This window comes from Nocardia sp. KT25-26 (assembly GCF_056627695.1).
Genome location: NZ_CM152813.1, coordinates 1734687 through 1756296, shown reverse-complemented (window position 1 = coordinate 1756296; position 21610 = coordinate 1734687). Strand labels below are relative to the sequence as shown.

The window sequence follows — 21610 nt, the reverse complement described above, 5'->3', positions numbered from 1 at the left end:
CACCGAGGGCCGCGGCGGAACGACCGGGGGCCGGTCCGATCATGGTGATCCGGGTCACGTACGGAGTGGGCGTCCGATAACCGGCACCAGGGCCGGGCTATCCGGCCGGCGGCACCGCGATGACGGTCATGGAACCCGGCGCCACTTCGGTGAAACCGGCATCGCGAACCGCGACGGCCCGACCGGACGCGACCTCCCCGGTCAGCCGCGACCAGGACGCGGTATCGGCATCGCGAACCTCGCAGCGGTAACCGGTACGAGCCCAGGCGAAGGCGGCTTCTGCCGACAGGGCCCCGGCCAGCAGCATGCTCGCATGGCCGACCTGGGCGGCGGCTTTCCCGACCGACATGGCCAGTTCGGCATTCACCCACAGCACCGGCAGGGCGGGATCGGGCGAGCCGGGATCGTCGGCGGCGAGTTCGGTGCCGTTGATCTGCAACTTGCGAATCCGCGGGTCGATCGCGCCGACCGGTCCGGGCACCAGGGCACGGGCCTGTGCGCCGGCCGCCGTCACCGTGAGGCCGTCGACGTCCTGGGCTGCGGTCCACTGGGCACCACGGGCCCGTCGCGCCACCTTCCGGATCCGGGAACGCTTCCACGCCAGATACCGTGCCGCCCACTCGCCGTCCGGCCCGGACCGCGGATCGAGGCATACCGCGACTGCGGCCGCCGCAGCAGCCGCCAGCAAGGCGCTCCGCGCCGGCGGGTCGGCCTTCGGGATGTGCAGCACCATCTGCATCGCCTGCACCTGCGCCGGATCGTCCGGATCGCCGCTGCCGCCGTATCCCGCTGCCAGCTCGGCATGCCGCACCCGGAAACCGTCGAAGTCCAGCTCACGCCCGCGCGCCGGATCTCCGATATCCGCCTGAACGTCCACTCCCACTCTCCGCTCGCCGATCTCCCGGACCAGGCTACGGCCACCGCGCCCGGCATCGTTCGCCGTGTCGCCCCACGACCTCGACGCGACCGGCACGATCAGGGTTCGCACTGCTCGGTCACCCGCTCGGCGGCCCGCAGGGTCGCCGACCACACCGGCCGGGCCCGGTTCGCCGACGTCCGGGAAGTCCGCACCGTCCGGGCACATACGGCCGTGACGTGGTCCGGTAAGACCGGTCCGCCGGCCCGGCACGGTGACCTCGATCGACGGCAACCCGGCCGGATCCGGCTCCGGCGCTACCAGCGGGGCGAGTCCGGCTGAGCGGCCCGCTCTCGCTCAGTGGTTCAGCGGCACCCGACGCAGCAGTCCGTCCCGGGCATCCGCGGCCTCCACTTCGGCGCGGGTGACGCCCAGGATGAACAGGACGGCATCGAGGTAGGGGTGCGAGAGGGCGGCGTCGGCGACTTCACGCAGGGCGGGTTTGGCGTTGAACGCGATGCCCAGACCGGCCGCGTTGAGCATGTCGATATCGTTGGCGCCGTCGCCGACGGCGACGGTCTGTTCCATCGGCACCCCGGCTTCGGCGGCGAACTTGCGCAATGCGGTCGCTTTGAATGCCCGGTCGACGACCTCGCCGATCACCCGCCCGGTCAGCTTGCCATCGACCACCTCGAGGGTGTTGGCCTGCACGAAGTCCAGTTCCAGTTCATGTGCGAGCGGTTCGATGACCTGCCGGAAGCCGCCGGAAACCACGCCGCAGCGGAAGCCGAGCCGGCGCAGCGTCCGGATCGTGGTGCGGGCACCGGGGGTGAGTTCGATCCGGTCGGCGACCTCGGCGATCACCGATTCGTCCAGACCGGCCAGGGTGGCCACCCGCTGCCGCAGCGATTCGGCGAAGTCGATCTCGCCGCGCATCGCCGCCTCGGTGACCTCGCGGACCTGGTCCTCCACCCCGGCGTGGGCGGCGAGCATCTCGATCACCTCACCCTGAATCAGGGTCGAGTCGACGTCGAACACGATCAGCCGCTTCGCGCGCCGCGCCAGCCCGGCCCGCTCGACCGCGACATCGACCTGTTCGGCGACCGCGACATCGGCCAGCGCGGTGCGCAGCGCCGAATCGGTCTCGGTGCCCTCATCACGCGCCGAGACCAGCAGCTCCATCCCGGTGACCGGATAGTCGGCGATACCGCGAATGGAGTCGATATTGGCACCCAGGGTGGCCAGCTGCCGCGAGATGGCACTGAAGGCGTGCGCGGTGACCGGCTCCCCCAGCACCACGACGGCGTGGGTGGATTCGGGCTGTTTGCCGATCTGCGCGTCCACCGAGACATCGACCTGCATGCCGACGGTGTTCATCGCTTCTTCCAGCTCGTCCTGCAGCGCTTCGGCGTCGTTCGGGCACGACACCAGCACACCGAGGGTGAGCCGGCCGCGGATCACCACCTGCTCCACATCCAGCAGGCTCACCTGATGTCGCGACAGCGCGGTCAGCAGGACCGAGGTCACTCCGGGCCGGTCGGGTCCGGTGACGGTGACGAGAACTGTGGTGTCGGCCAACTCGGTCTGCTCCAGTGTCGGTTCGCCCGCCGCCGGGCGATCTGCTCGGTTACCCACAAACAAAGTGTGCACCTGCTGGGACAGCAGGTGCACACTCGTTGTCTCAGGTCAGCCTACTCGCTGACCGGTTACTTGCTGCCGGCGAGTTCGCCCTCGCTGACATGGCTCGCGTGCTTACCCGAACCCCAGCCGACGTGCGCCTCGGCCCGCATCCGCTCCACCATGTGCGGGTAGTGCAGCTCGAATGCCGGGCGCTCGGACCGGATCCGCGGCAGTTCGTAGAAGTTGTGCCGCGGCGGCGGGCAGGTGGTGGCCCACTCCAGGGAGTTGCCGTAACCCCACGGATCGTCGACGGTCACGACCTCGCCGTAGCGGTAGCTCTTGAAGACGTTCCAGATGAACGGCAGCATCGAGGCGCCCAGGATGAACGCGCCGATCGTGGAGATCGTGTTCAGCGCGGTGAACCCGTCGGTGGGCAGGTAGTCGGCGTAACGCCGCGGCATGCCCTCGGAGCCCAGCCAGTGCTGCACCAGGAAGGTGGTGTGGAAGCCGACGAAGGTGGCCCAGAAGTGCCACTTGGCCAGGCGCTCGTCGCACATGCGGCCGGTGATCTTCGGGAACCAGAAGTAGATGCCGGCGAAGGTGGCGAACACGATGGTGCCGAACAGCACGTAGTGGAAGTGCGCCACGACGAAGTACGAGTCGGTGACGTGGAAGTCCAGCGGCGGGCTGGCCAGGATGACACCGGACAGGCCACCGAAGAGGAAGGTCACCAGGAAGCCGATGGACCACAGCATCGGCGATTCGAAGGTCAGCTGACCACGCCACATGGTGCCGATCCAGTTGAAGAACTTCACGCCGGTGGGCACCGCGATCAGGAAGGTCATGAACGAGAAGTACGGCAGCAGCACGGCACCGGTCGCGTACATGTGGTGCGCCCACACGGCGATGGAGAGGGCGGCGATACCGAGAGTCGCGTAGACCAGCGTGGTGTAACCGAAGATCGGCTTACGGCTGAAGACCGGGAAGATCTCGGAGACGATGCCGAAGAACGGCAGCGCGATGATGTACACCTCGGGGTGGCCGAAGAACCAGAACAGGTGCTGGTAGAGCAGGATGCCGCCGGTGGCCGGATCGTAGATGTGGCCACCGAGGTGGCGGTCGTAGGCCAGACCGAACAGCGCCGCGGTCAGCAGTGGGAACGCCAGCAGCACCAGCACGCTGGTGACGGCGATGTTCCAGGTGAAGATCGGCATCCGGAACATGGTCATACCGGGAGCTCGCAGGCAGACCACGGTGGTCAGCATGTTCACGCCACCGAGGATGGTGCCCAGACCGGAGACGGCCAGACCCAGAATCCACAGGTCGGTGCCGACGCCCGGCGAATGCAGGATGTCGGTGAGCGGCACGTAGGCCGTCCAGCCGAAGTCGGCCGCGCCACCCGGGGTGACGAAGCCAGCCGTCGCCATCGTGCCGCCGAACAGGTACAGCCAGTAGCTGAACGCGTTCAGCCGGGGGAACGCCACGTCGGGCGCGCCGATCTGCAGCGGCAGGATGATGTTGGCGAAGCCGAACACGATCGCCGTCGCATAGAACAGCAGCATGATCGTGCCGTGCATGGTGAACAGCTGGTTGAACTGCTCGGGCGAGAGGAACTGCAGCCCCGGCCGCGCCAGCTCGGCGCGCATCAGCAGCGCCATCAGACCGCCGACCATGAAGAAGCTGATCGCCGTCACCAGGTACATGGTGCCGAGCACCTTGGGGTCGGTGGTGGTGACAGCCTTGTAGAGGAACGAGCCCTTCGGCCCGGTCCGAGCCGGATACGGTCGAGTCGCTTCCAACTGAGGGACTGGCCTGGGCTCTACCGCAGTCACTGATCCTCCTGAAGATGCCTGTACGTCACACCGCAGGCTCCGCAGTCCGGTGAATCCATCAGACGACGGTGTGCATGCGCTGAGAGAATCGTAAACGGTTCCCGCTCAGCACTCCGCGCGGGTCCTACTCTGTGTCGTATTCGTCGCCGTCGTAGATCCTCCTCCGCAGGTCGCAGACGTGCAACCACTTCCGGGCGGTGAGATCGCGATTCACCGCCGCCGACCCGGGCGGGCGAGCGGGCGCCCGGCGGCGACGTCCAGGTAGCGGAACATCCGACCGTGCGGCGCGATACCTGTGCGCCGATCCCGGCGTGTCGGCGCGGCACCGGCGTCCCCTGATACGACGCCGCGCCCCGGGCAGTAGTCTCGTCCCCATGCCGGTGAGCGCCCGAGTACGCACCCGATTCCGCCGCCCCGCCGCCCGATTCGGCCGCCCGACGCGGCGCGGCCCCGCCCTGGTCGGCGTGCTGGCCACCGCCGCCGTGGTGGTGGCCGGCTGTGGCGAGCCCGCCGAAGAAGTCAGCACGATCGTGCGCACCACCACCAATATCGCCGGCGCCGGCGTGGTCGGCGCCGGACGCGACACCACCACCGCCTGCCCCCTGCCCACCCCGGCCGATCCGGGTGCCCGCGACACCCGCCGGGTCACCCATGCCGCCGGTGTGACCGAGGTACCCGCCGACCCGAAACGCATCGTGGTGCTCACCGGCGCGGCTCTCGACGCGACCTGCGCACTGGGCCTGTGGGAACGGGTGGTGGGCGCGACCACCCTGCCCGGCCCCCGGCCCCAGCCGATGTATCTGGGCACCGGAGTTCTGGAAGTGCCCGGGGTGGGACAGCCCGGCGCGCCGGACCCGGCGCTGATCGCCGAACTCGACCCCGATCTGATCCTCGGAGATGTCGCCCCCGACGGCGGCTACGACACGTTGTCCGAGATCGCGCCGACCGTGCTCGTCGGCGACAGCGGCAGCTGGCAGTCCGATTTCGTCGCCTACGCCGCGGGGCTGGGCCGGACCGCGGCCGCCGAGGCCGCCCTCGACGACTATCTCGCCGATGCGGACGAACTGGGCGAACAGACCTTCGCCCGGCAGTCACAGGCCTCGGTCATCCGCTTCACCGCGGACACCACCCGCATCCAGGGCACGGATACCTTCGCGGCCCAGGTGCTCGCCGATATCGGCGTCCAGCGGCCCACCGCACAGCGCGGCGAATCCTTCGAGCTCGACCCGGCCGAGCTGGCCACCCAGGCCGAGGGAGACATCATCTACGTCCTGTTCGCCGGACCGGACGGCGAGCAGCGCGGCACCGAGCTGTTGCAGAGCGACGACTGGAAGGAGCTCGGCGCCGCCACCGACCGCCGGGTCTTCGCCGTCGACGACGCGGTGTGGCACGGGCACGGCCTGACCGCGGCACGCGCTGTGCTCACCGATATCGGCGACAGCCTCAACGGGTACGTCACCGACTGATGACCGCGGCCTGGATTCAGTCCCGGCCGCGGCGCGACAAACGGTGCGCGATCACCCAGGTTCCACCGATCACCAGCAGCGCGAACACCGCCAGCACCACCCCCTGGGCGACCAGCAGCACCAGCCGGTCCCGCAGCGGCATCGTGCCGGCCAGCGCGATGTTCAGTGAGCCCACCGCGAACGCGATCATGGCGGCGAACAATGCCACCATCTCGATCGCCCGCACCACCGAGTTGCGCACGGTCGCCGCGAGTGCATCGATCTCGCGTTCGTGGCGTTCGATGCGTTCCCGCGCCAGGGTCGTATCGCGCGCTTGCTGCGCCGCATGCTCGATCGCGGACCGGCGGTTCAGGTACTGGTCCTGGAACAACTCGTGCTGTACCCGGGCGCCGGTCGCGGGCAGCAGCCGGAGCGCGTTGTCGATGCTCTCCTTCGCCTCCGCATAGTCGCCGCGGTAATAGAGACCGGCGGCCAGGCGGGCGTGGAAGATGTGGTCTCCGGGATACTCGGCCAGCGCCTCCCGGCTGTGTTCACACAACTTCTCACCGCGGCGCCGGGACGGCGCGCTGACATCGAGCGCGTGCAGGGCGATATCGGTCGCCGCATAGGTCCGGTCGGGGTCCTGCCACACCCGGTCGAACAGGCGATACCCGTAGTCGTCGGTGAACCGGGTGCTGCCTGCGGCGGCATAGGCCTGTAGTGCCACGAAGGCCGGGCCGGCACGCCCCGGCCCGACGGCCAGGGCCAGCGGTGACGACTCCAGGAATCGGTGCAGCTCGTCGAACCAGAAATTGGCCCGCAGTTTCCCGGCGTGGTACAGGGTGGCGAAATAGGCTCGGGTGCAGGAACTGTCGTCGTGTTCGACGATATCGACCGTGGCGTCGGCGATCTCGGCGGCGGATTCCACCGAGGCCCGGGTGACGAACGCATAGCCGAATGCCCACTTCTCCCGGATCTTTTCGCGCAGTTCGGGGTCGACGTGCTCCTGGATCCAGCCGGCGCAGTCGACGGCGGTGGCCAGGGTCGGTTCGGCGACGAAATTCAGTTTCCAGAACAGGTCGGCGCAGATGAGTTGCGCATCGCCGGCGAAGTCCACCGATTCGACCCGGAACTGCGGTTCCACCCCGGCATCGAAGTAGTGCTGCGCCAGGCGCCCGCATTCGCGGTCCAGCTCCCGGGAGTCCGCGGCCGCCAGCCCCGCCAGCGCGGTCTCCATCATGCTGTGGTCCATGCTGTTCCCCTGCCTCCCAACAGTATCCGCACCACGGCGGCATGATCGATCTCACTGATTACCACAGCGCACGGCACCCGTCGAGATGGCAGACTCGGCGAGCATGGCGATAGCGGTGATCACGGCGGTACACGCCGGATACGCCCGCTATCTGCCCGCCGCCTGGCGCTCCCTGCAGGCACAGACCTGCTCCGACTGGGTGTGGTATCTGCAGATCGACGGCCCCGTCTCGCCCGCAGTGCTCAGCGCGCTGGCCGAATGCGGCGCCACCGACGATCCGCGGCTGCGGCCGGCCGGCAACGGAAGCCGGGAGGGCCCGGCGAACACCCGCAATGTCGCGCTGGGCCGGTCGGTCGAGCCACTCGTGCAGAACCTGGACGCCGACGACGAACTCGAACCCACCGCCCTCGCCTCCCTCCGGGAAGCACTGCACACCCATCCGGACGCCGGATTCGCGGTCGGGCCGGCACGCGATCTGCTGGCCTCCGGCACGCTCGTCGATTTCCCGATCGACTTCGCCACGGGGCTGCTCCCCCGCGGCGCCCTGCTCGACGCCTGGGTGACCGAGCCCGGTCACTACCAGCTGCCCGTGCACCCCGCCGGGATCCTGTGGCGCCGGGAACTGCTGATCACCGCGGGCGGCTGGGCGGCGATGCAGGGAATGGAGGACACGGCACTGCTGATGTCGGCCGGTGCGCTCGCGCCCGGCGTCGTCGTCGCGGAGCCGACTCTGCGCTACCGGCGGCACCGGATGCAGCGGTCCACCAGAACCTCCGGCTTCGAAGGGGGGGGGGATCAGATTTCGATGGTGCGCGAGCGAGCGATCACGCTGCTCGCCGGTCCGCCCTGGCGCCCGGCACGGCCTACTGCGACCGCCTATCTGCGGGCCTCGTCGATGTCCAGTTTGTCGGCGAACAGCTGACGCTGCACGTACCACCCGGCGACGGACAGCGCCACCCAGGCGGTGGTGGCGGCGAGCTGCCCCCACCCGTTGTCGGGGTGGCGCAGGTAGTCCAGAGCGTCGATCATCCGGCCCAGTCCGGTCAGGATCATCGAGGCGCCGCCGATCGAGGTGAGCCACAGCAGGGCCCGGGAACGGTATTTATCGGCCAGATAGGCGCCCGCGGCCCCGAACGCGAGGAGCACGATCATACTCAGGGCCCAGCTGCGGTCGCCCGGCTGCAGCAGCGCCGAGACCTGGACGCCGATCATCGCGCCGGTCAGGCCGCCGAGTAGGTAGGCGGCGAACCGGAACACCAGCTTCGCGGCCACCCACGCCGAGATCGCGCCGATCGCGCCGAACAGCAGCAGCGTGGCGAACGAGGCGCCGAACAGATCGGGGATCATCCAGCCCAGGCCGAAGCCGATGGCGAGCACCCCGAGGTTCACCGACCGGATGCCGTAGAAGCACAGCAGCACGCCGATCGCCACTACCAGTCCCGCACCGACCTGAATCATGCGCGATCCCTCCGACCGTGATCCGGGACTCCACCATACGGCGGGATCGCCCGGTCATCGCGGAACCGCACCGGGCGTGGTGGCCCGCGGCCGGCATCCGGGAAAACTCCAGCGATATCCATTTCGAGGTGTTCGATTCGCCGGAAGCCGCGGTCGCCGGTTCGGATGCCCGGCTGACCTCGCAGATCGCCCTGCCGCAGGAAGTGTGCGAGGCGGTGTACCCTACGACCCGGGATACGCGCAGAGCCCGGCGAACCTGGCCGGTGTGTCGTTGACCTCGGACAATGTCTTCGGGGACGGCTGGGACGCCGAGTTGGCGACGGTGTCGGGCACACCGGCCGGCGGACTCACTGTCGCGCTGACCATCGGCGTCGCCGAGCAGTCGCAGAACCAGCAGCCGGGTGGCGGCCTGCCGCCGGGCGGACCCGGGGGCGGTCCGCCGCCGGGACGCTGACCCGGCGGCGCAGCAGCATCAGAACTCCCAGTCCTCGTCTTCGGTGTTGACCGCCTTGCCGATCACGTAGCTCGACCCCGAACCGGAGAAGAAATCGTGGTTCTCGTCGGCATTCGGGGACAGCGCGGACAGGATGGCCGGGTTCACCTCGCACTCGTCCTTCGGGAACAGGCCTTCGTAGCCGAGGTTCATCAGCGCCTTGTTGGCGTTGTACCGCAGGAACTTCTTGACGTCCTCGGTGAGGCCGACTTCGTCGTAGAGGTCCTGGGTGTAGTCCACCTCGTTGTCGTAGAGCTCGAACAGCAGCTCGAAGGTGTAGTTCTTCAGCTCGTCGCGTTCGGCCTGGGTGATCTGCTCGAGGCCCTTCTGGTACTTGTAGCCGATGTAGTAGCCGTGCACCGCCTCGTCGCGGATGATCAGCCGGATCATGTCGGCGGTGTTGGTGAGCTTGGCCCGCGAGGACCAGTGCATCGGCAGGTAGAAACCCGAGTAGAACAGGAAGCTCTCCAGCAGCGTGGAGGCGACCTTGCGCTTCAGCGGATCCTCGCCGTTGTAGTAGGACAGCACGATCTCGGCCTTGCGCTGGAGGTTGCGGTTCTCCTCCGACCAGCGGAACGCCTCGTCGATCTCCTTCGTCGAGCACAGCGTGGAGAAGATCGAGCTGTAGCTCTTGGCGTGCACCGACTCCATGAACGCGATGTTGGTGTACACCGCCTGCTCGTGCGGGGTGAGCGCATCCGGGATGAGGCTCACCGCGCCGACGGTGCCCTGGATCGTGTCCAGCAGCGTCAGGCCGGTGAACACCCGCATGGTCAGCTGCTTCTCATCGGCGGTGAGGGTGTTCCACGAGGGGATGTCGTTGGAGACCGGCACCTTCTCCGGCAACCAGAAGTTGCCGGTCAGCCGATCCCAGACCTCGGCGTCCTTCTCGTCGGGCACCCGATTCCAGTTGATCGCACTTGCCCGATCGATCAGTTTCATCCTCGCCTCACACCTTTCCGACGACACCACTCGATGACCCTCGCCATCCACCATGAACACTACACCTAGTGTGGCATAGTTCCATCAACCACAAGAAGTTGTGTTGCACTGGATTCCAGTGCCGGAGTGAACTCCGGGGGAACCCGCGCGGACCCATTGTGCGCCACCGGCAGCAACCGGCCCGCATCGCCCACACCGCGTGTTCTCGACCTCTCGTTCCGGCCGACACGGCATCACCGGGAGCCCACCCGCGTCGGGCAACGGCGCCGGGGTTCCCGGCCGACGCGGCCGCCGACACGAACGCCCGGCCGGGCGGTGGCGCTCGGCCGGGCGTTTCGATTCGTGCGAAGGGCCGATCAGTCCTCCGGCGACTCCGGCTTCCGACGGATCAGCATGATCGAGGCGAACAAGCCGCCCCAGACGACGACGATCGACACGATCAGCATGACGATTGCGCTGGTGGACATCAGGCCTGCACCTCCTTGGCGACCGACACCGGTTCGCCGGCCTCGGCATCCTTGTCGTCGGCTTCGGTTTCACCGGGGGCTGCCCCGGGGTTGCGCCACGGGAGCAGCGCCATCAGCACCCCGAAGACGATGGCGCCACCGGCTACTGCCCACCCGGCGGCGAGCAGGTACGAGGTGTCGTAGCCCCCGTAGTTCTCCGCCGCCTCCTGGCGCAGGCTGTCCACCACCATCCAGGTGAGCACGATCGGGGACACCAGCCCCATCAGGATCAGCCACACCGGCCCGACCCGCAGGCTGGCGAACCGGTCCGTGTAGGCCTTCATCACGTTCAGCTTGCTGAGCACGCCGCCGACGACCAGCACCGCCACCAGGGCGGCGATCACGATGCCGTACTGGTTGATGAAGTGGTCCGAAACGTCGAGCAGGTACAGGCCGTTGCGGGTGGGGAACAGTCCGATCGAGACGGCGGCGATCGCACCACCGACGATCAGTACGGCAGGCACCCGCGCCAGCCCGAATCGGTCCTGCACGGAGGCGATGACCACCTGAACGATGCTGATCAGCGAGGACAATCCGGCCAGGACCAGGCAGCCGAAGAACAGCACACCGAACCATGCTGCCCCGGTTGTCAATTCGGAGACGATGGTCGGGAAGACCACGAAGGCGAGGCCGACGCCGCTCGCCGATACGTCGCTCACCGCCACGCTGGTCTGATGCGCCATGAAGCCCAGCGTGGCGAAGACGCCGATGCCGGCGAGGATTTCGAAGGAGCTGTTGGCGAAACCGGCGACCAGGGCCGACCCGGTCAGATCCGACTTCCGGCGAAGATACGATGCGTAGGTGATCATGATGCCGAAACCGACGGACAGCGAGAAGAAGATCTGTCCGTAGGCGGCGATCCATACGGTTCCGTCACTGATGCTGGACCAGTCCGGGGTGAAGAAGGCGTTCAGGCCGTCGGCGGCACCGGGCAGGAAGAGTGCACGGACCACCAGAATCAGGAACAGCACCACCAGCAGCGGGATGAAGATCTTGTTCGCGATCTCGATACCGCGCCGGACCCCGAGCGCCAGCACGACCAGGGTCACCAGCCAGACCGCCACGAGCGGCCACAACACCCCCGGTACGAACGGCGCCGCGAAGCCGGGTGTGTCGGCGCGGTTCAGGAAATCGCTCATCAGGAACGTCTCCGGGTCGTCGCCCCACTGCTGCCCGACGGAGAACCCCATGTACCGGATCGCCCAGGCGATGATCACCGCGTAGTACACCGAGATCACGAAGCAGATCGCCACCTGCCACCAGCCGATCGATTCGGCGCCGCGGCCCATCCGGCGGAAGGCCAGCGGCGGTGAGCCACGCCATTTGTGGCCGACGGTGTATTCGAAGATCAGCAGCGGGATTCCTGCAGTGAGCAGGGCCACCAGATACGGCACCAGGAAGGCACCGCCACCGTTCTCATAGGCGACATAAGGAAAGCGCCAGATATTGCCGAGTCCGACGGCGGAGCCGATGGCCGCGAGGAGGAACCCCGCTCTGGTCGCCCACTGTTCCCGGGGTTGTGCGTGCATCAGCACCCTCCGTTCGCGGCTGGGTAGATCTTGGTCGAGCGCGAAGGATACTAGTTTAAGGGCCGGTGTCCGGCCGGTTGCCTTGATCGAGTTTCGGTGTGGTGAACAATCAGCAGCAGGTTCGAAGAAGCAGCAGAGTCGAAGTAGTGGAGGGAGGCGCGATGTTACGAGCGCTGGCTCTGATCGCTGTGGCGCTGACCGCCGCCGGGTGCGGCGGTGGCGATTCGGCGGATCCGGCGGCTTCTGCGCCGCCCACCCCGCCCGCCGAATTCTGGTCGCAGCCGCCGGACGACGCCGCCGCACAGGCCGCGGCAGCCCAGGCGGCCCGGCAGATCGACAGTTGCGCCCTGCTGCCCCGGGACGTCCTGGACGAGCTGGGCGAGGTGCGCAGCGTGACCGTCGGGCTGTACAGCTGTACCGCACTGATCGGTCCGGACGGCGAGGATGCCACCCGGTTGTCCTGGTCGACGGCCGTGCTTCCCGAACTCACCCCGCACGCCTGGGGCCGCGACGTCCCGGTCGGCGATGTCGCGCTGCGTATCGTCCCGGATCGCGCCGACGGCAGCGGCCGGGCCTGCGGCCTGACCGCCCGGTTCCCGGCCGGTGTCGCGATCTATCTGGGCGATACGACCCCAGTGGGCACCGATCCGTGCGTCGTCGGCGAGGAGCTGATGCCCGGCATGCTGGATCGGTGGCGCGCCGCACCCCCGCAGGGCACCTCACCCGACACGCCGGAGACCGTACTGCTCGGCGCCGATCCGTGCGCCGTGCGCGACCGGCTGCCCGATACCCTGGACTCCGGCGATATCCGCATGACGACCTGCAAATTCGACTATCGCGGCGAGGACGTCACAGTCACCTACGATTACCGGATCCCCGATTCGCTCACCGCCCGCGCCGCGCCACTGGAGCTCGACGACCGCACGGTGTACCGGTCGGTGTCGGTGTTCGACGAGTCCATCCCGATCTATTCGGCCGCCGTCGGCCCGGAACTACCCGCCGGGTCCACTGCCTTCGGGCCGCGGGTGCCGGTGGTGGAGGTGGCGGCCCGCAGCGACGAGGTCACCCGGGAGGTGGCGGCGGCAGTACTGGGACTGTTCCCGGCGTGAGCCGGATCAGATGCCCAGCACCAGTTTCGCGGTGGTGAAGTAGATGATCAGCCCGGTGGCGTCCACCAGGGTGGTGACCATCGGGGCGGAGACCACCGCGGGGTCGATGCCGAGCCGCTTGGCGAGCAGCGGCATGGTACCGCCGATGGTCGCAGCCCAGCCGCAGATCAGCACGAGGGTGATCCCGACGACCGCGGCCAGTCCGGGACCGACGAACAGGGCCCCGATCACCACGCCCGCACCCGCCAGCATGCCGCCCAGCAGCAGTCCCACCCGGCATTCCCGCCAGATCACCTTCAACAGGTCCGATCCGCGTACCTCGCCGACCGCCAGTGCCCGCACACACGCGGTGGCCGCCTGGGCACCGGCATTGCCACCGGCCCCGATCAGCAGCGGGATGAACAGGGCCAGCGAGGCGGCCTGTTCCAGGGTGCCCTCGAAATATCCGGTGACGCTGACGGTCAGGGTCGCCGCCACCAGCAGCAGCAACAGCCACAGCGCCCGGTAGCGGGCCAGCTGGAACACCCCGGCCGCCATGTAGTGGCCGGTCCACGGTGCCGCACCGGCCTGTTTGGCGACGTCCTCACTGTCGGCGGCTTCGACGACCTCCATCGCATCGTCGATGGTGAGCAGGCCGACGAGCCGATTCTCGCTGTCCACGACCGGCAGGTCGATGGCGTTGATATCGCGCATCAACCGGGCGGCCTTCTCGGCGGAATCGGTGGCCCGCACCGAGGTGGGCTCGGTGACGACGAGTTCGGCAACCGGGGCATCCGGCTCGTGCAGCACCAGTTCCCGCAGTTCGGCGATCCCGATCAGCCGCCGGCCGCAATCGACGACCGGCAGGGTGTAGACGGTCTCGGCGTTGCCGCCCTTGGCCCGCACCGTCTGCAGCGCCTGGGCGACGGTCAGATCATCCGGCAGCGCAACGACTTCCGGCGTCATGTAGCGGCCCACCGAGCCCTCGGGGTAGCCGAGCAGTGCGGCGGTCATCCGCCGCTCCCGCGGGCTCAGCCCGGCCAGCACCTTCTTGGCGACCTTGGCCGGTGCTTCGCGCAGCATCCGGGCCCGGTCGTCGGGGTCCATGCCCTCGACGAGTTCGCGGAAGCTCTGGTCGCGCAGTCCGGCCAGGATCTGCTGCTGGTCCACCGGTTCCAGCTCTTCGAACACCGTGAGCGCCCGGTCCTTGTCGAGCAGCCGGAACACCACGCCGGCCTGCACGGCATCCATCCGGGCCAGGGCATCGGCGATGATGTGCGGGGGACGGTTGTCCAGCCAGTGCAGCGCGGCGTCCACCCGGTGGGTTTCGACGATGTCGCGCACCGATTCGGCGAGCACCTCGAGCGCTTCGGCGGCGCCGGCGTCGGCGACCTCGTCCACCACGGACGGCACCGGCTCCGGCGCAGGTACCGGTGCGGCTGGTTCGGGGGGTACGGATTCCGGCGCCCCGGCCGGGCGCACGTCGATCAGGTCGGTCTGCGACATGGGAAGTCCTCACGCAACGGCAGCCGGACCGCCGGAGACGACGGGCCGTACTGCGAGGTGGTTCGAGAATGCGGCACTCACCGCGGGCGTCCACCACCACGTGACTGTCACGCCGGACGAATCACCGACCGGGACAAACTATCGACAGACGAAGGGGGCGACGCCGCGCGGCCTTCGACTGGGAGGTTCGCTGCGCATACAACACCACCTCCTGGTCGCCGCTGCCGGACCCTCGCCCGCACAGAATTCCGCATGCGCACGCTGCGTGCACACCTTCCGAACCGAAGGATACATCCGCAGGCATCAGGTTTCACCTCGGTACCGCCGTACCACACCGTGACCGTCGCCACCGCCGCACCCCGGTGGGACACCGGACACACTCGAAACCCCGGCAGATGCTTGCCGGGCGGGTGCTGCCGGGGAACAGTTGACCGGGCGCCGACGATGCGCGGCGCCCCGCAGGACGACTCCAGGAGGATTTCGGTGCAGTTCGGCATCTTCGTTCCCCAGGGCTGGCGGCTCGACCTCGCCGGCATCGATCCCGCACGGCAGTGGACGGTGCTGCGCGACCTGGTGCGGCGCGTCGACGCCGGTACCGACTGGACATCGATCTGGGTCTACGACCATTTCCACACCACCCCCGCGGCCACCGCGGAGGCCACCCATGAAGCCTGGACACTGATGTCGGCGTTCGCGGCGGTGACCGACCGGGTGCGCCTCGGCCAGATGTGCACCGCGATGAGCTACCGGAACCCGGCCTACCTGGCCAAGGTCGCTGCCACCGTCGACATCGTATCCGGCGGCCGGGTCGAGATGGGGATCGGCGCCGGCTGGTACGAACACGAGTGGCGGGCCTACGGTTACGGCTTTCCCCCGGCCCGGGAGCGGCTGGAGCGGCTGGACGAGGGCGTCCGGATCATACGCCGGGCCTGGCAGGACGGGACGGTCACGTTCGACGGCACGCACTACCGGGTGGACGGCGCGATCGTGCAACCACTCCCCCTGCAGAACGGAGGTATCCCGATCTGGATCGCCGGTGGCGGCGAGAAGCGGACCCTGCGGATCGCCGCCGAACACGCGAACTACACCAACTTCGGCGCCGATCCCGAGGAGTTCGCCCGCAAATCCGCTGTGCTGCAGCAGCATTGCCGCGAGGTGGGCACCGATTTCGCGGCGATCACCCGCAGCGCCAATGTCGATGTGCTACTCGGTGACACCGAGCGGGAGGTCCGCGACCGGATCGCGGCCGTGGTCGACCGGCTGACACCGCTCGTAGGCGCCGACCGGGCCCGGGGGTACGTCGACCAGGAGGTCGCGAACAGCCCAGGCGTCGGCACCCCGGACCGGGTCGCGGAGAACCTGTCCCGGCTGGGGGAGCTCGGGCTCGGCTACACCATCTGTTACTTCCCCGAAGCGGCCTACGACCTCACCGGCGTGGAACTGTTCGAACGCAAGGTCATTCCGGCGCTCCACTGACCGCCGGACCGTCCGGCGGCAGTTCCCCGGTGTGCACCATGAGGTTCGAGCGCCACGGTGGGTGCAGCCGGCCGCAGGCACCCCTACAGCCGCCGGCCAATTCACCGGGCTGCCACCCGCGCATACGGTGCGCCGGATGCCTGCCTGATCAGGCCAGCGACAGGAACAGCTTCTCGAGCTTCTTGGTGTCGACGCTGTCCGGGCCGTCGGCGGCGATGCAGTGCTGCAGCCCGGTCGCGACGAGCGCGTAACCGCTGCGGCTGAGCGCCTTGTTCACCGCGGCGAGCTGGGTGAGCACGTCCTCGCATTCCGCCCCGTCCTCGAGCATCCGGATGACGGTGGCGAGATGCCCGTGCGCCCGCTTCATCCGCGTGACGACGGCTTTGACTTCGTCCTGTTCGAGCTGCACTGACGTCGACTCCTCTTACTACTCACCGGTGGCATCTATTCGCGCACCGCGGCGCCGGACACGGCGTCCAGCATTCCGACCAGCCGCTCACGCGCCTCGGCGGCCACCGCATCGAGCGCCGGCTCGCCGGTGAACTCCGGCATCACCCCGGGATCCAGGATCTCCACGGCGGTCGACCCCGGTCCGGCACTCGACACGACGACGTTACACGGCAGCAGAGCCGCGACACGAGGGTCGATCCCGAGCGCCCGATGCGCGAGCTCCGGCCGGCACGCACCCAGGATGATCCTGGGCGCGACATCGACACCGAGCTTGGCTTTCAGTGTCGCCGCGACATCGATCTCGGTGAGCACCCCGAAGCCGGCGACGGCCAGCTCTGCCCGCACTCGTTCCAGCACTTCCGCATAGGTCCCGTCGACGGTCGTCGCCACGGTGAACCCGGTTTCGGTGACCTCGGCCATGTCTGCCTCCTTCTACTCCACCATCGTTGCACAACCCCCTGGGGGGATGCTAGCTTCGGCACCAGCATACATCCCCCCAGGGGGTTACGAAAGGTAGGTGCGAGGTGCACGAGACCGGTGATGACACAACGGCCGGACCACTCGGCCGGCTCGGCCGGTGGGTGGTCTCCCACGGCCGGATGGTGACGGCAGCCTGGGTGCTGGCCATCGTCGGACTGGGCGTGTTCGCCCCCTTCGTCGAACACAACCTGTCCGGCGCGGGCTGGCAGGCCGACGGCTCCCAGTCGGTGCAGGTACGCGAGCTCGCTCAGGAACATTTCGGCGGCAATGCCGGACATGCGCTCCAGGTGGTCGTGCACAGCGATTCGGGTCCGGTGACCGAGGGCGCCAGGCGCCAGGTCCTGGACCGGATCCAGGAGGTGCTGGCCGCTGAGCCCCGTCTCGGCGAGGTGGTTCCCCCGATGCCGGGCGCAACACTGAGCCCCGACGGCGGCACCGCCGTCGTGCTGGCCGGGGCCGGTGTCGGCCCGGACGAGATGGTGCGGGTGGCCACCGACCTGAAGGACGAACTCGGCGCACTGTCGACCTCGGACGTGCAGGTGAACCCGACCGGGTCATCGATGCTGTGGTCGGATTTCAACGCCGCCAACCTGGAGGCGATGCTCACCTCGGAGATGATCTCCTGGCCGGTGACCCTCGCCATCCTGGTGCTGGCCTTCGGTGCGCTCGTCGCGGCCGGACTGCCGCTGCTGCTCACCCTCGCCGGACTGATCGCATCGGCGGGTTCGCTGGTGCTGATCAACGAACTGGTTCCGGTGTCGATCTGGGCGATGAATTTCGCCATGATGTTCTCGCTCGCCCTGGGCATCGACTACGCCCTGTTCATGGTGGTGCGCTACCGGGCGGCCCGGATGGGACAGGGCCGGTCCCGCACCGCTGCCGTCGCCGAAACGATGGACACCGCAGGCAAGGCGGTATTGCTTTCGGGCGCCACGGTGCTGGTTTCCCTGTCGGCGGTGATGCTGGTGCCCTCGCCGTCGTTCCGGTCGATGGCCGGCGGCATCATGCTGTCGGTCGTCTTCGTCCTCGCCGCCACCCTGACCCTGCTGCCGCTGGTCCTGCACCGGCTCGACCACCGGATCAACCGGCTGGCGCTGCCCTGGGTGCGCACCGGCGACCACCGGTCGCCCCGCTTCGCCCGCTGGGGCGACCGGCTGTGGCGGCAGCCGCTGCGCTGGGGCCTGCCCGTGCTGGTACTGCTCATCGCACTCGCCGCTCCCCTACTCGGCGCGAAGACCTCGATGCCGTCGATCAAAGTGCTCCCAGAAGACGCCGACGCCCGAGTCGGCTACGACCTGGTCCAGGAGGCCTTCGGCCCCGGCGCCCCCGGCGCCCTGCAGATCGTCGTACCCACCGGTGAGGTCGCCGCAGCCGAACACACCCTGCGCGCCGATCCGGGACTGGCCGCCGTACTTCCGGCCGCCGCACCCAACGACGGCAGCGCACTACGGATGATCCAGGCGATCCCGGAGGTCGATCCCTCCGATCCAGAACTGGTGTCGACCGTCGACCGGCTCCGCGCCGAACTGCCGTCCGACGCATTGGTCGGCGGCGCCGCGGTGGAGAACATCGATCTGAAGAAACAGCTCGACCGGTCCACCCCGCTGGTGATCGCGGTGATCACCGTGCTCGGCTTCGCACTGCTGCTGATCGCACTGCGCGCCCCACTGATCGCCTTCCTCGGCGCCTTGGCGGGACTGTTGTCGACCGCCGCAGCATTCGGCGTCGCGCGGCTGATCTTCCAGGAAGGTTTCGCAACCGGGCTGCTCGGATTCGAATCCCAGGGCTTCCTGGACGCCTGGGCACCGGTGTTCTTCTTCGCGATGATCTTCGCCATCGCCATGGACTACACCGTGTTCCTGCTGGCCTCGGCCAAGGAACACTGGGAACGCACCGGCGACGCCCGCGCAGCCATGGTCGGCGCGGTCGCCCACTCCGGCCGGGTGATCTTCGCCGCGGGCGGTGTGATGGTCGCGGTGTTCTTCACCTTCGCCCTCTCCGGCCCGCTACCGCCGAAGGAGATGGGCGTGATCCTCGGTATCGCTGTACTGCTGGACGCGTTCCTGGTCCGCCTGGTCTTGCTTCCGGTGCTGTTGCGGGTCACCGGCGCCGCGGCCTGGGCCTGCCCCCGATGGCTGCAGCGGGTGCTTCCGGAAATCAGCTTCGCACATGAACGGCGGGAACCACCGGCGGGCCGCGCCCCGTCCCGCAGTACCGACCACGGCGCCGCACTCACGCTGAACAGGTAGCTGTCCCAGCGGAAGCGCAGTTGAACGGGTCGGCACGGCCGCACTGAACGAATTCCTCGGCTGGAGTGCATAACCGATGGTGCCGATGCACGCGCAGGGCGGACCCGGCAGCCGCCGGCTCGAAAAGCTGATCTGCCGGCGAGCAGCCCCTGGGATGCGGCGTCCTGTCGGCAGATACACATACGCCCGCCTCGGAGCGAGGATCGACCCGATCGAGGGCCGAGATTTCGCTCGGAGGCGGGCAGTTCACGACACCCGCTGACCCGGGTGGGGCGCTACCACCTCACCCGGGACCCGGCGGGCGCCGACCTCACAACATACAGCTGACGCAACCCTCCACCTCGGTGCCTTCCAACGCCATCTGCCGCAACCGGATGTAGTACAAGGTCTTGATTCCCTTGCGCCAGGCGTAGATCTGCGCCTTGTTCAGGTCGCGGGTGGTGGCGGTGTCCTTGAAGAAGAGGGTCAGCGACAGGCCCTGGTCCACGTGCTGGGTGGCGGCGGCGTAGGTGTCGATGATCTTCTCGTAGCCGATGTCGTAGGCGTCCTCGTAGTAGTCGAGGTTGTCGTTGTCCATATAGGGCGCCGGGTAGTAGACGCGGCCGATCTTGCCTTCCTTGCGGATTTCGATCTTCGACGCCACCGGGTGGATGGAGCTGGTGGAGTGGTTGATGTAGGAGATCGAGCCGGTGGGCGGCACTGCCTGCAGGTTCTGGTTGTAGAGGCCGTATTCCATGACCGAGGCCTTCAGGTCCTGCCAGTCGGCCTGGGTGGGGATGTGCACGCCGGCGTCGGCGAACAGCTGCCGCACCCGGTCGGTCTTCGGCTCCCACGCCTGATCGGTGTACTTGTCGAAGTATTCGCCACTGGCGTACTTGGATTCGGGGAACCCGCCGAACCAGGAACCCCGCTCCTTCGCGATCCGGTTCGACGCCCGGATAGCGTGATACACCACGGTGTAGAAGTAGATGTTGGTGAAGTCGATGCCCTCTTCGGACCCGTACCGGACCCGTTCGCGGGCCAGGTAGCCGTGCAGGTTCATCTGCCCGAGTCCGATGGCGTGCGAGGAGTTGTTGCCCTGTTCGATCGAGGGCACCGAGTAGATGTGGGTCTGGTCCGACACCGCGGTCAGCGCCCGGATGGCCACCTCGATGGTCTGCCCGAAGTCGGGGGAATCCATCGTCTTGGCGATATTGAGCGAACCGAGGTTGCAGGAGATGTCCTTGCCGACCTTCGCGTAGGACAGGTCGTCGTTGAACTCCGAGGCGGTGGAGACCTGCAGGATCTCCGAGCACAGGTTCGAATGGGTGATCTTGCCGGCGATCGGGTTGGACCGGTTCACCGTGTCCTCGTACATGATGTACGGGTAGCCGGATTCGAACTGCAGCTCGGCGATGGTCTGGAAGAACTCGCGCGCCTTGATCTTCGACTTGCGGATCCGCCGGTCGTCGACCATCTCGTAGTATTTCTCGGTGACGTCGATATCGGCGAACGGCTTGCCGTAGATGCGTTCCACGTCGTACGGCGAGAACAGGTACATGTCCTCGTTCTTCTTCGCCAGTTCGAAGGTGATGTCGGGGATCACCACACCCAGCGAGAGGGTCTTGATGCGGATCTTCTCGTCCGCGTTCTCCCGCTTGGTGTCCAGGAAGCGGTAGATATCGGGATGGTGCGCATGCAGATACACCGCGCCGGCACCCTGCCGCGCCCCGAGCTGGTTCGCGTAGGAGAACGAGTCCTCCAGCAGCTTCATGATCGGGATGACACCGGAGGACTGGTTCTCGATCTTCTTGATCGGGGCACCGTGCTCGCGAATGTTGCTCAGCAACAGCGCGACACCGCCGCCACGCTTGGACAATTGCAAAGCGGAATTAATGGAACGCCCAATGGATTCCATATTATCCTCTATTCGCAAAAGAAAACAGCTCACCGGCTCACCGCGCTGTTTCTTTCCGGAATTCAGAAATGTCGGCGTTGCCGGCTGGAAGCGGCCGTCGATGATCTCCTCGACCAGCTGCCGGGCCAGGATCTCGTCGCCGTCGGCGAGGGTCAGCGCAACCATGCAGACGCGGTCCTCGAACCGTTCCAGGTAGCGCTTACCGTCGAAGGTCTTGAGGGTGTAGGAGGTGTAGTACTTGAACGCGCCGAGGAAGGTGGGGAACCGGAACTTCTTGGCGTAGGCCTGCTGGAACAGGCTCTTGATGAACTCCCGGCTGTACTGCTCGAGCACCTCGGACTCGTAGTAGTTCTCCTCGACCAGGTAGTCGAGCTTCTCGTCCAGGTTGTGGAAGAAGACGGTGTTCTGGTTGACGTGCTGCAGGAAGTACTGGTGGGCGGCTTCCCGGTCCTTGTCGAACTGGATCTCCCCGTTCGGGCCGTACAAGTTCAGCATCGCGTTGAGCGCGTGGTAGTCGAGGGCTTCCCCACC

The 21610-nt window shown here is 67.8% G+C and carries 17 protein-coding genes and 1 pseudogene; 6 read left to right on the top strand and 12 right to left on the bottom strand.

Annotated features, from left to right (window positions below; translation table 11 throughout):
* Positions 1-97: 97 nt before the first annotated feature.
* From AC1HFH_RS08035 to ctaD, 3 genes are all read right to left on the bottom strand, one after another.
* Complete coding sequence (locus AC1HFH_RS08035; protein WP_480246796.1) at positions 98-877, bottom strand: aminoacyl-tRNA hydrolase; 780 nt, start codon at positions 875-877, stop codon at positions 98-100.
* Between the two features lie 336 nt (positions 878-1213).
* Entirely contained in the window at positions 1214-2434 is a 1221-nt protein-coding gene (gene serB, locus AC1HFH_RS08030) for a phosphoserine phosphatase SerB (protein ID WP_480247769.1), read from the bottom strand.
* Positions 2435-2562: 128 nt separating this feature from the next.
* Positions 2563-4308, bottom strand: coding sequence for an aa3-type cytochrome oxidase subunit I (ctaD, locus tag AC1HFH_RS08025; protein WP_480246795.1), 1746 nt, complete (start codon positions 4306-4308; stop codon positions 2563-2565).
* 374 nt (positions 4309-4682) lie between these two features.
* On the opposite strand from ctaD, the gene AC1HFH_RS08020 reads away from it, so the two are divergent.
* Entirely contained in the window at positions 4683-5774 is a 1092-nt protein-coding gene (locus tag AC1HFH_RS08020; protein WP_480246794.1) for an ABC transporter substrate-binding protein, read from the top strand.
* Positions 5775-5790: 16 nt separating this feature from the next.
* Here the strand turns inward: AC1HFH_RS08020 and AC1HFH_RS08015 are convergent, their stop codons facing one another.
* Positions 5791-7005 carry a hypothetical protein gene (locus tag AC1HFH_RS08015; protein WP_480246793.1) on the bottom strand — a complete coding sequence of 405 codons (1215 nt, stop codon included), beginning with the start codon at positions 7003-7005 and terminating at the stop codon, positions 5791-5793.
* Between the two features lie 103 nt (positions 7006-7108).
* Here AC1HFH_RS08015 and AC1HFH_RS08010 point away from each other — a divergent pair, with 103 nt between their 5' ends.
* Positions 7109-7927, top strand: a complete 819-nt coding sequence (locus AC1HFH_RS08010) for a glycosyltransferase (RefSeq protein WP_480246792.1) — start codon at positions 7109-7111, stop codon at positions 7925-7927.
* On the opposite strand, the gene AC1HFH_RS08005 is transcribed toward AC1HFH_RS08010, so the two are convergent.
* Positions 7882-8463 (bottom strand): DUF4203 domain-containing protein, encoded by a 582-nt coding sequence (locus AC1HFH_RS08005; protein WP_480246791.1) that lies wholly within the window; start codon positions 8461-8463, stop codon positions 7882-7884. The two genes, AC1HFH_RS08010 and AC1HFH_RS08005, sit on opposite strands and share 46 nt — an antisense overlap.
* 116 nt (positions 8464-8579) lie before the next feature.
* Here AC1HFH_RS08005 and AC1HFH_RS08000 point away from each other — a divergent pair.
* A pseudogene (locus AC1HFH_RS08000) lies at positions 8580-8917 on the top strand (peptidase associated/transthyretin-like domain-containing protein); the annotation flags it as partial.
* Positions 8918-8935: 18 nt separating this feature from the next.
* Here AC1HFH_RS08000 and nrdF read toward each other — a convergent pair.
* From nrdF to AC1HFH_RS07985, 3 genes are all read right to left on the bottom strand, one after another.
* Positions 8936-9898, bottom strand: a complete 963-nt coding sequence (gene nrdF / locus AC1HFH_RS07995) for a class 1b ribonucleoside-diphosphate reductase subunit beta (RefSeq protein WP_480246790.1) — start codon at positions 9896-9898, stop codon at positions 8936-8938.
* 356 nt (positions 9899-10254) lie between these two features.
* The gene (locus AC1HFH_RS07990) at positions 10255-10365 is read right to left on the bottom strand and encodes a methionine/alanine import family NSS transporter small subunit (RefSeq protein ID WP_480246789.1); all 111 of its coding nucleotides are present in this window, start codon (positions 10363-10365) and stop codon (positions 10255-10257) included.
* Entirely contained in the window at positions 10365-11933 is a 1569-nt protein-coding gene (locus AC1HFH_RS07985) for a sodium-dependent transporter (RefSeq protein WP_480246788.1), read from the bottom strand. Before AC1HFH_RS07985 ends, AC1HFH_RS07990 begins: the two co-directional genes overlap by 1 nt.
* A 161-nt stretch (positions 11934-12094) precedes the next feature.
* Here AC1HFH_RS07985 and AC1HFH_RS07980 point away from each other — a divergent pair, with 161 nt between their 5' ends.
* Positions 12095-13042 (top strand): peptidase, encoded by a 948-nt coding sequence (locus AC1HFH_RS07980; protein ID WP_480246787.1) that lies wholly within the window; start codon positions 12095-12097, stop codon positions 13040-13042.
* A 6-nt stretch (positions 13043-13048) separates the two neighbouring features.
* Here AC1HFH_RS07980 and mgtE read toward each other — a convergent pair whose 3' ends face one another.
* Positions 13049-14527 (bottom strand): magnesium transporter, encoded by a 1479-nt coding sequence (gene mgtE, locus AC1HFH_RS07975; RefSeq protein ID WP_480246786.1) that lies wholly within the window; start codon positions 14525-14527, stop codon positions 13049-13051.
* Between the two features lie 483 nt (positions 14528-15010).
* On the opposite strand from mgtE, the gene AC1HFH_RS07970 reads away from it, so the two are divergent.
* Entirely contained in the window at positions 15011-16003 is a 993-nt protein-coding gene (locus AC1HFH_RS07970; RefSeq protein WP_480246785.1) for an LLM class F420-dependent oxidoreductase, read from the top strand.
* A 148-nt stretch (positions 16004-16151) separates the two neighbouring features.
* Here the strand turns inward: AC1HFH_RS07970 and AC1HFH_RS07965 are convergent, their stop codons facing one another.
* Positions 16152-16370 (bottom strand): metal-sensitive transcriptional regulator, encoded by a 219-nt coding sequence (locus AC1HFH_RS07965; RefSeq protein WP_480247768.1) that lies wholly within the window; start codon positions 16368-16370, stop codon positions 16152-16154.
* Between the two features lie 77 nt (positions 16371-16447).
* Entirely contained in the window at positions 16448-16873 is a 426-nt protein-coding gene (locus AC1HFH_RS07960; protein ID WP_480246784.1) for a DUF302 domain-containing protein, read from the bottom strand.
* Positions 16874-16977: 104 nt separating this feature from the next.
* Between AC1HFH_RS07960 and AC1HFH_RS07955 the strand changes: the two genes are divergently transcribed.
* Positions 16978-19182, top strand: coding sequence for an MMPL family transporter (locus AC1HFH_RS07955; RefSeq protein WP_480246783.1), 2205 nt, complete (start codon positions 16978-16980; stop codon positions 19180-19182).
* A gap of 310 nt (positions 19183-19492) precedes the next feature.
* On the opposite strand, the gene nrdE is transcribed toward AC1HFH_RS07955, so the two are convergent.
* The gene (gene nrdE / locus AC1HFH_RS07950) at positions 19493-21574 is read right to left on the bottom strand and encodes a class 1b ribonucleoside-diphosphate reductase subunit alpha (RefSeq protein ID WP_480247767.1); all 2082 of its coding nucleotides are present in this window, start codon (positions 21572-21574) and stop codon (positions 19493-19495) included.
* Positions 21575-21610: the final 36 nt, after the last annotated feature.

Bases quoted from the DNA above. Each gene is read 5' to 3' on its own strand.
- AC1HFH_RS08020 (WP_480246794.1), top strand. From the start codon at position 4,683: ATGCCGGTGAGCGCCCGAGTACGCACCCGATTCCGCCGCCCCGCCGCC.
- AC1HFH_RS08015 (WP_480246793.1), bottom strand. From the start codon at position 7,005: ATGGACCACAGCATGATGGAGACCGCGCTGGCGGGGCTGGCGGCCGCG.
- AC1HFH_RS08010 (WP_480246792.1), top strand. From the start codon at position 7,109: ATGGCGATAGCGGTGATCACGGCGGTACACGCCGGATACGCCCGCTAT.
- AC1HFH_RS08005 (WP_480246791.1), bottom strand. From the start codon at position 8,463: ATGATTCAGGTCGGTGCGGGACTGGTAGTGGCGATCGGCGTGCTGCTG.
- nrdF (WP_480246790.1), bottom strand. From the start codon at position 9,898: ATGAAACTGATCGATCGGGCAAGTGCGATCAACTGGAATCGGGTGCCC.
- AC1HFH_RS07990 (WP_480246789.1), bottom strand. From the start codon at position 10,365: ATGTCCACCAGCGCAATCGTCATGCTGATCGTGTCGATCGTCGTCGTC.
- AC1HFH_RS07985 (WP_480246788.1), bottom strand. From the start codon at position 11,933: ATGCACGCACAACCCCGGGAACAGTGGGCGACCAGAGCGGGGTTCCTC.
- AC1HFH_RS07980 (WP_480246787.1), top strand. From the start codon at position 12,095: ATGTTACGAGCGCTGGCTCTGATCGCTGTGGCGCTGACCGCCGCCGGG.
- mgtE (WP_480246786.1), bottom strand. From the start codon at position 14,527: ATGTCGCAGACCGACCTGATCGACGTGCGCCCGGCCGGGGCGCCGGAA.
- AC1HFH_RS07965 (WP_480247768.1), bottom strand. From the start codon at position 16,370: ATGAAGCGGGCGCACGGGCATCTCGCCACCGTCATCCGGATGCTCGAG.
- AC1HFH_RS07960 (WP_480246784.1), bottom strand. From the start codon at position 16,873: ATGGCCGAGGTCACCGAAACCGGGTTCACCGTGGCGACGACCGTCGAC.
- nrdE (WP_480247767.1), bottom strand. From the start codon at position 21,574: ATGCTGAACTTGTACGGCCCGAACGGGGAGATCCAGTTCGACAAGGAC.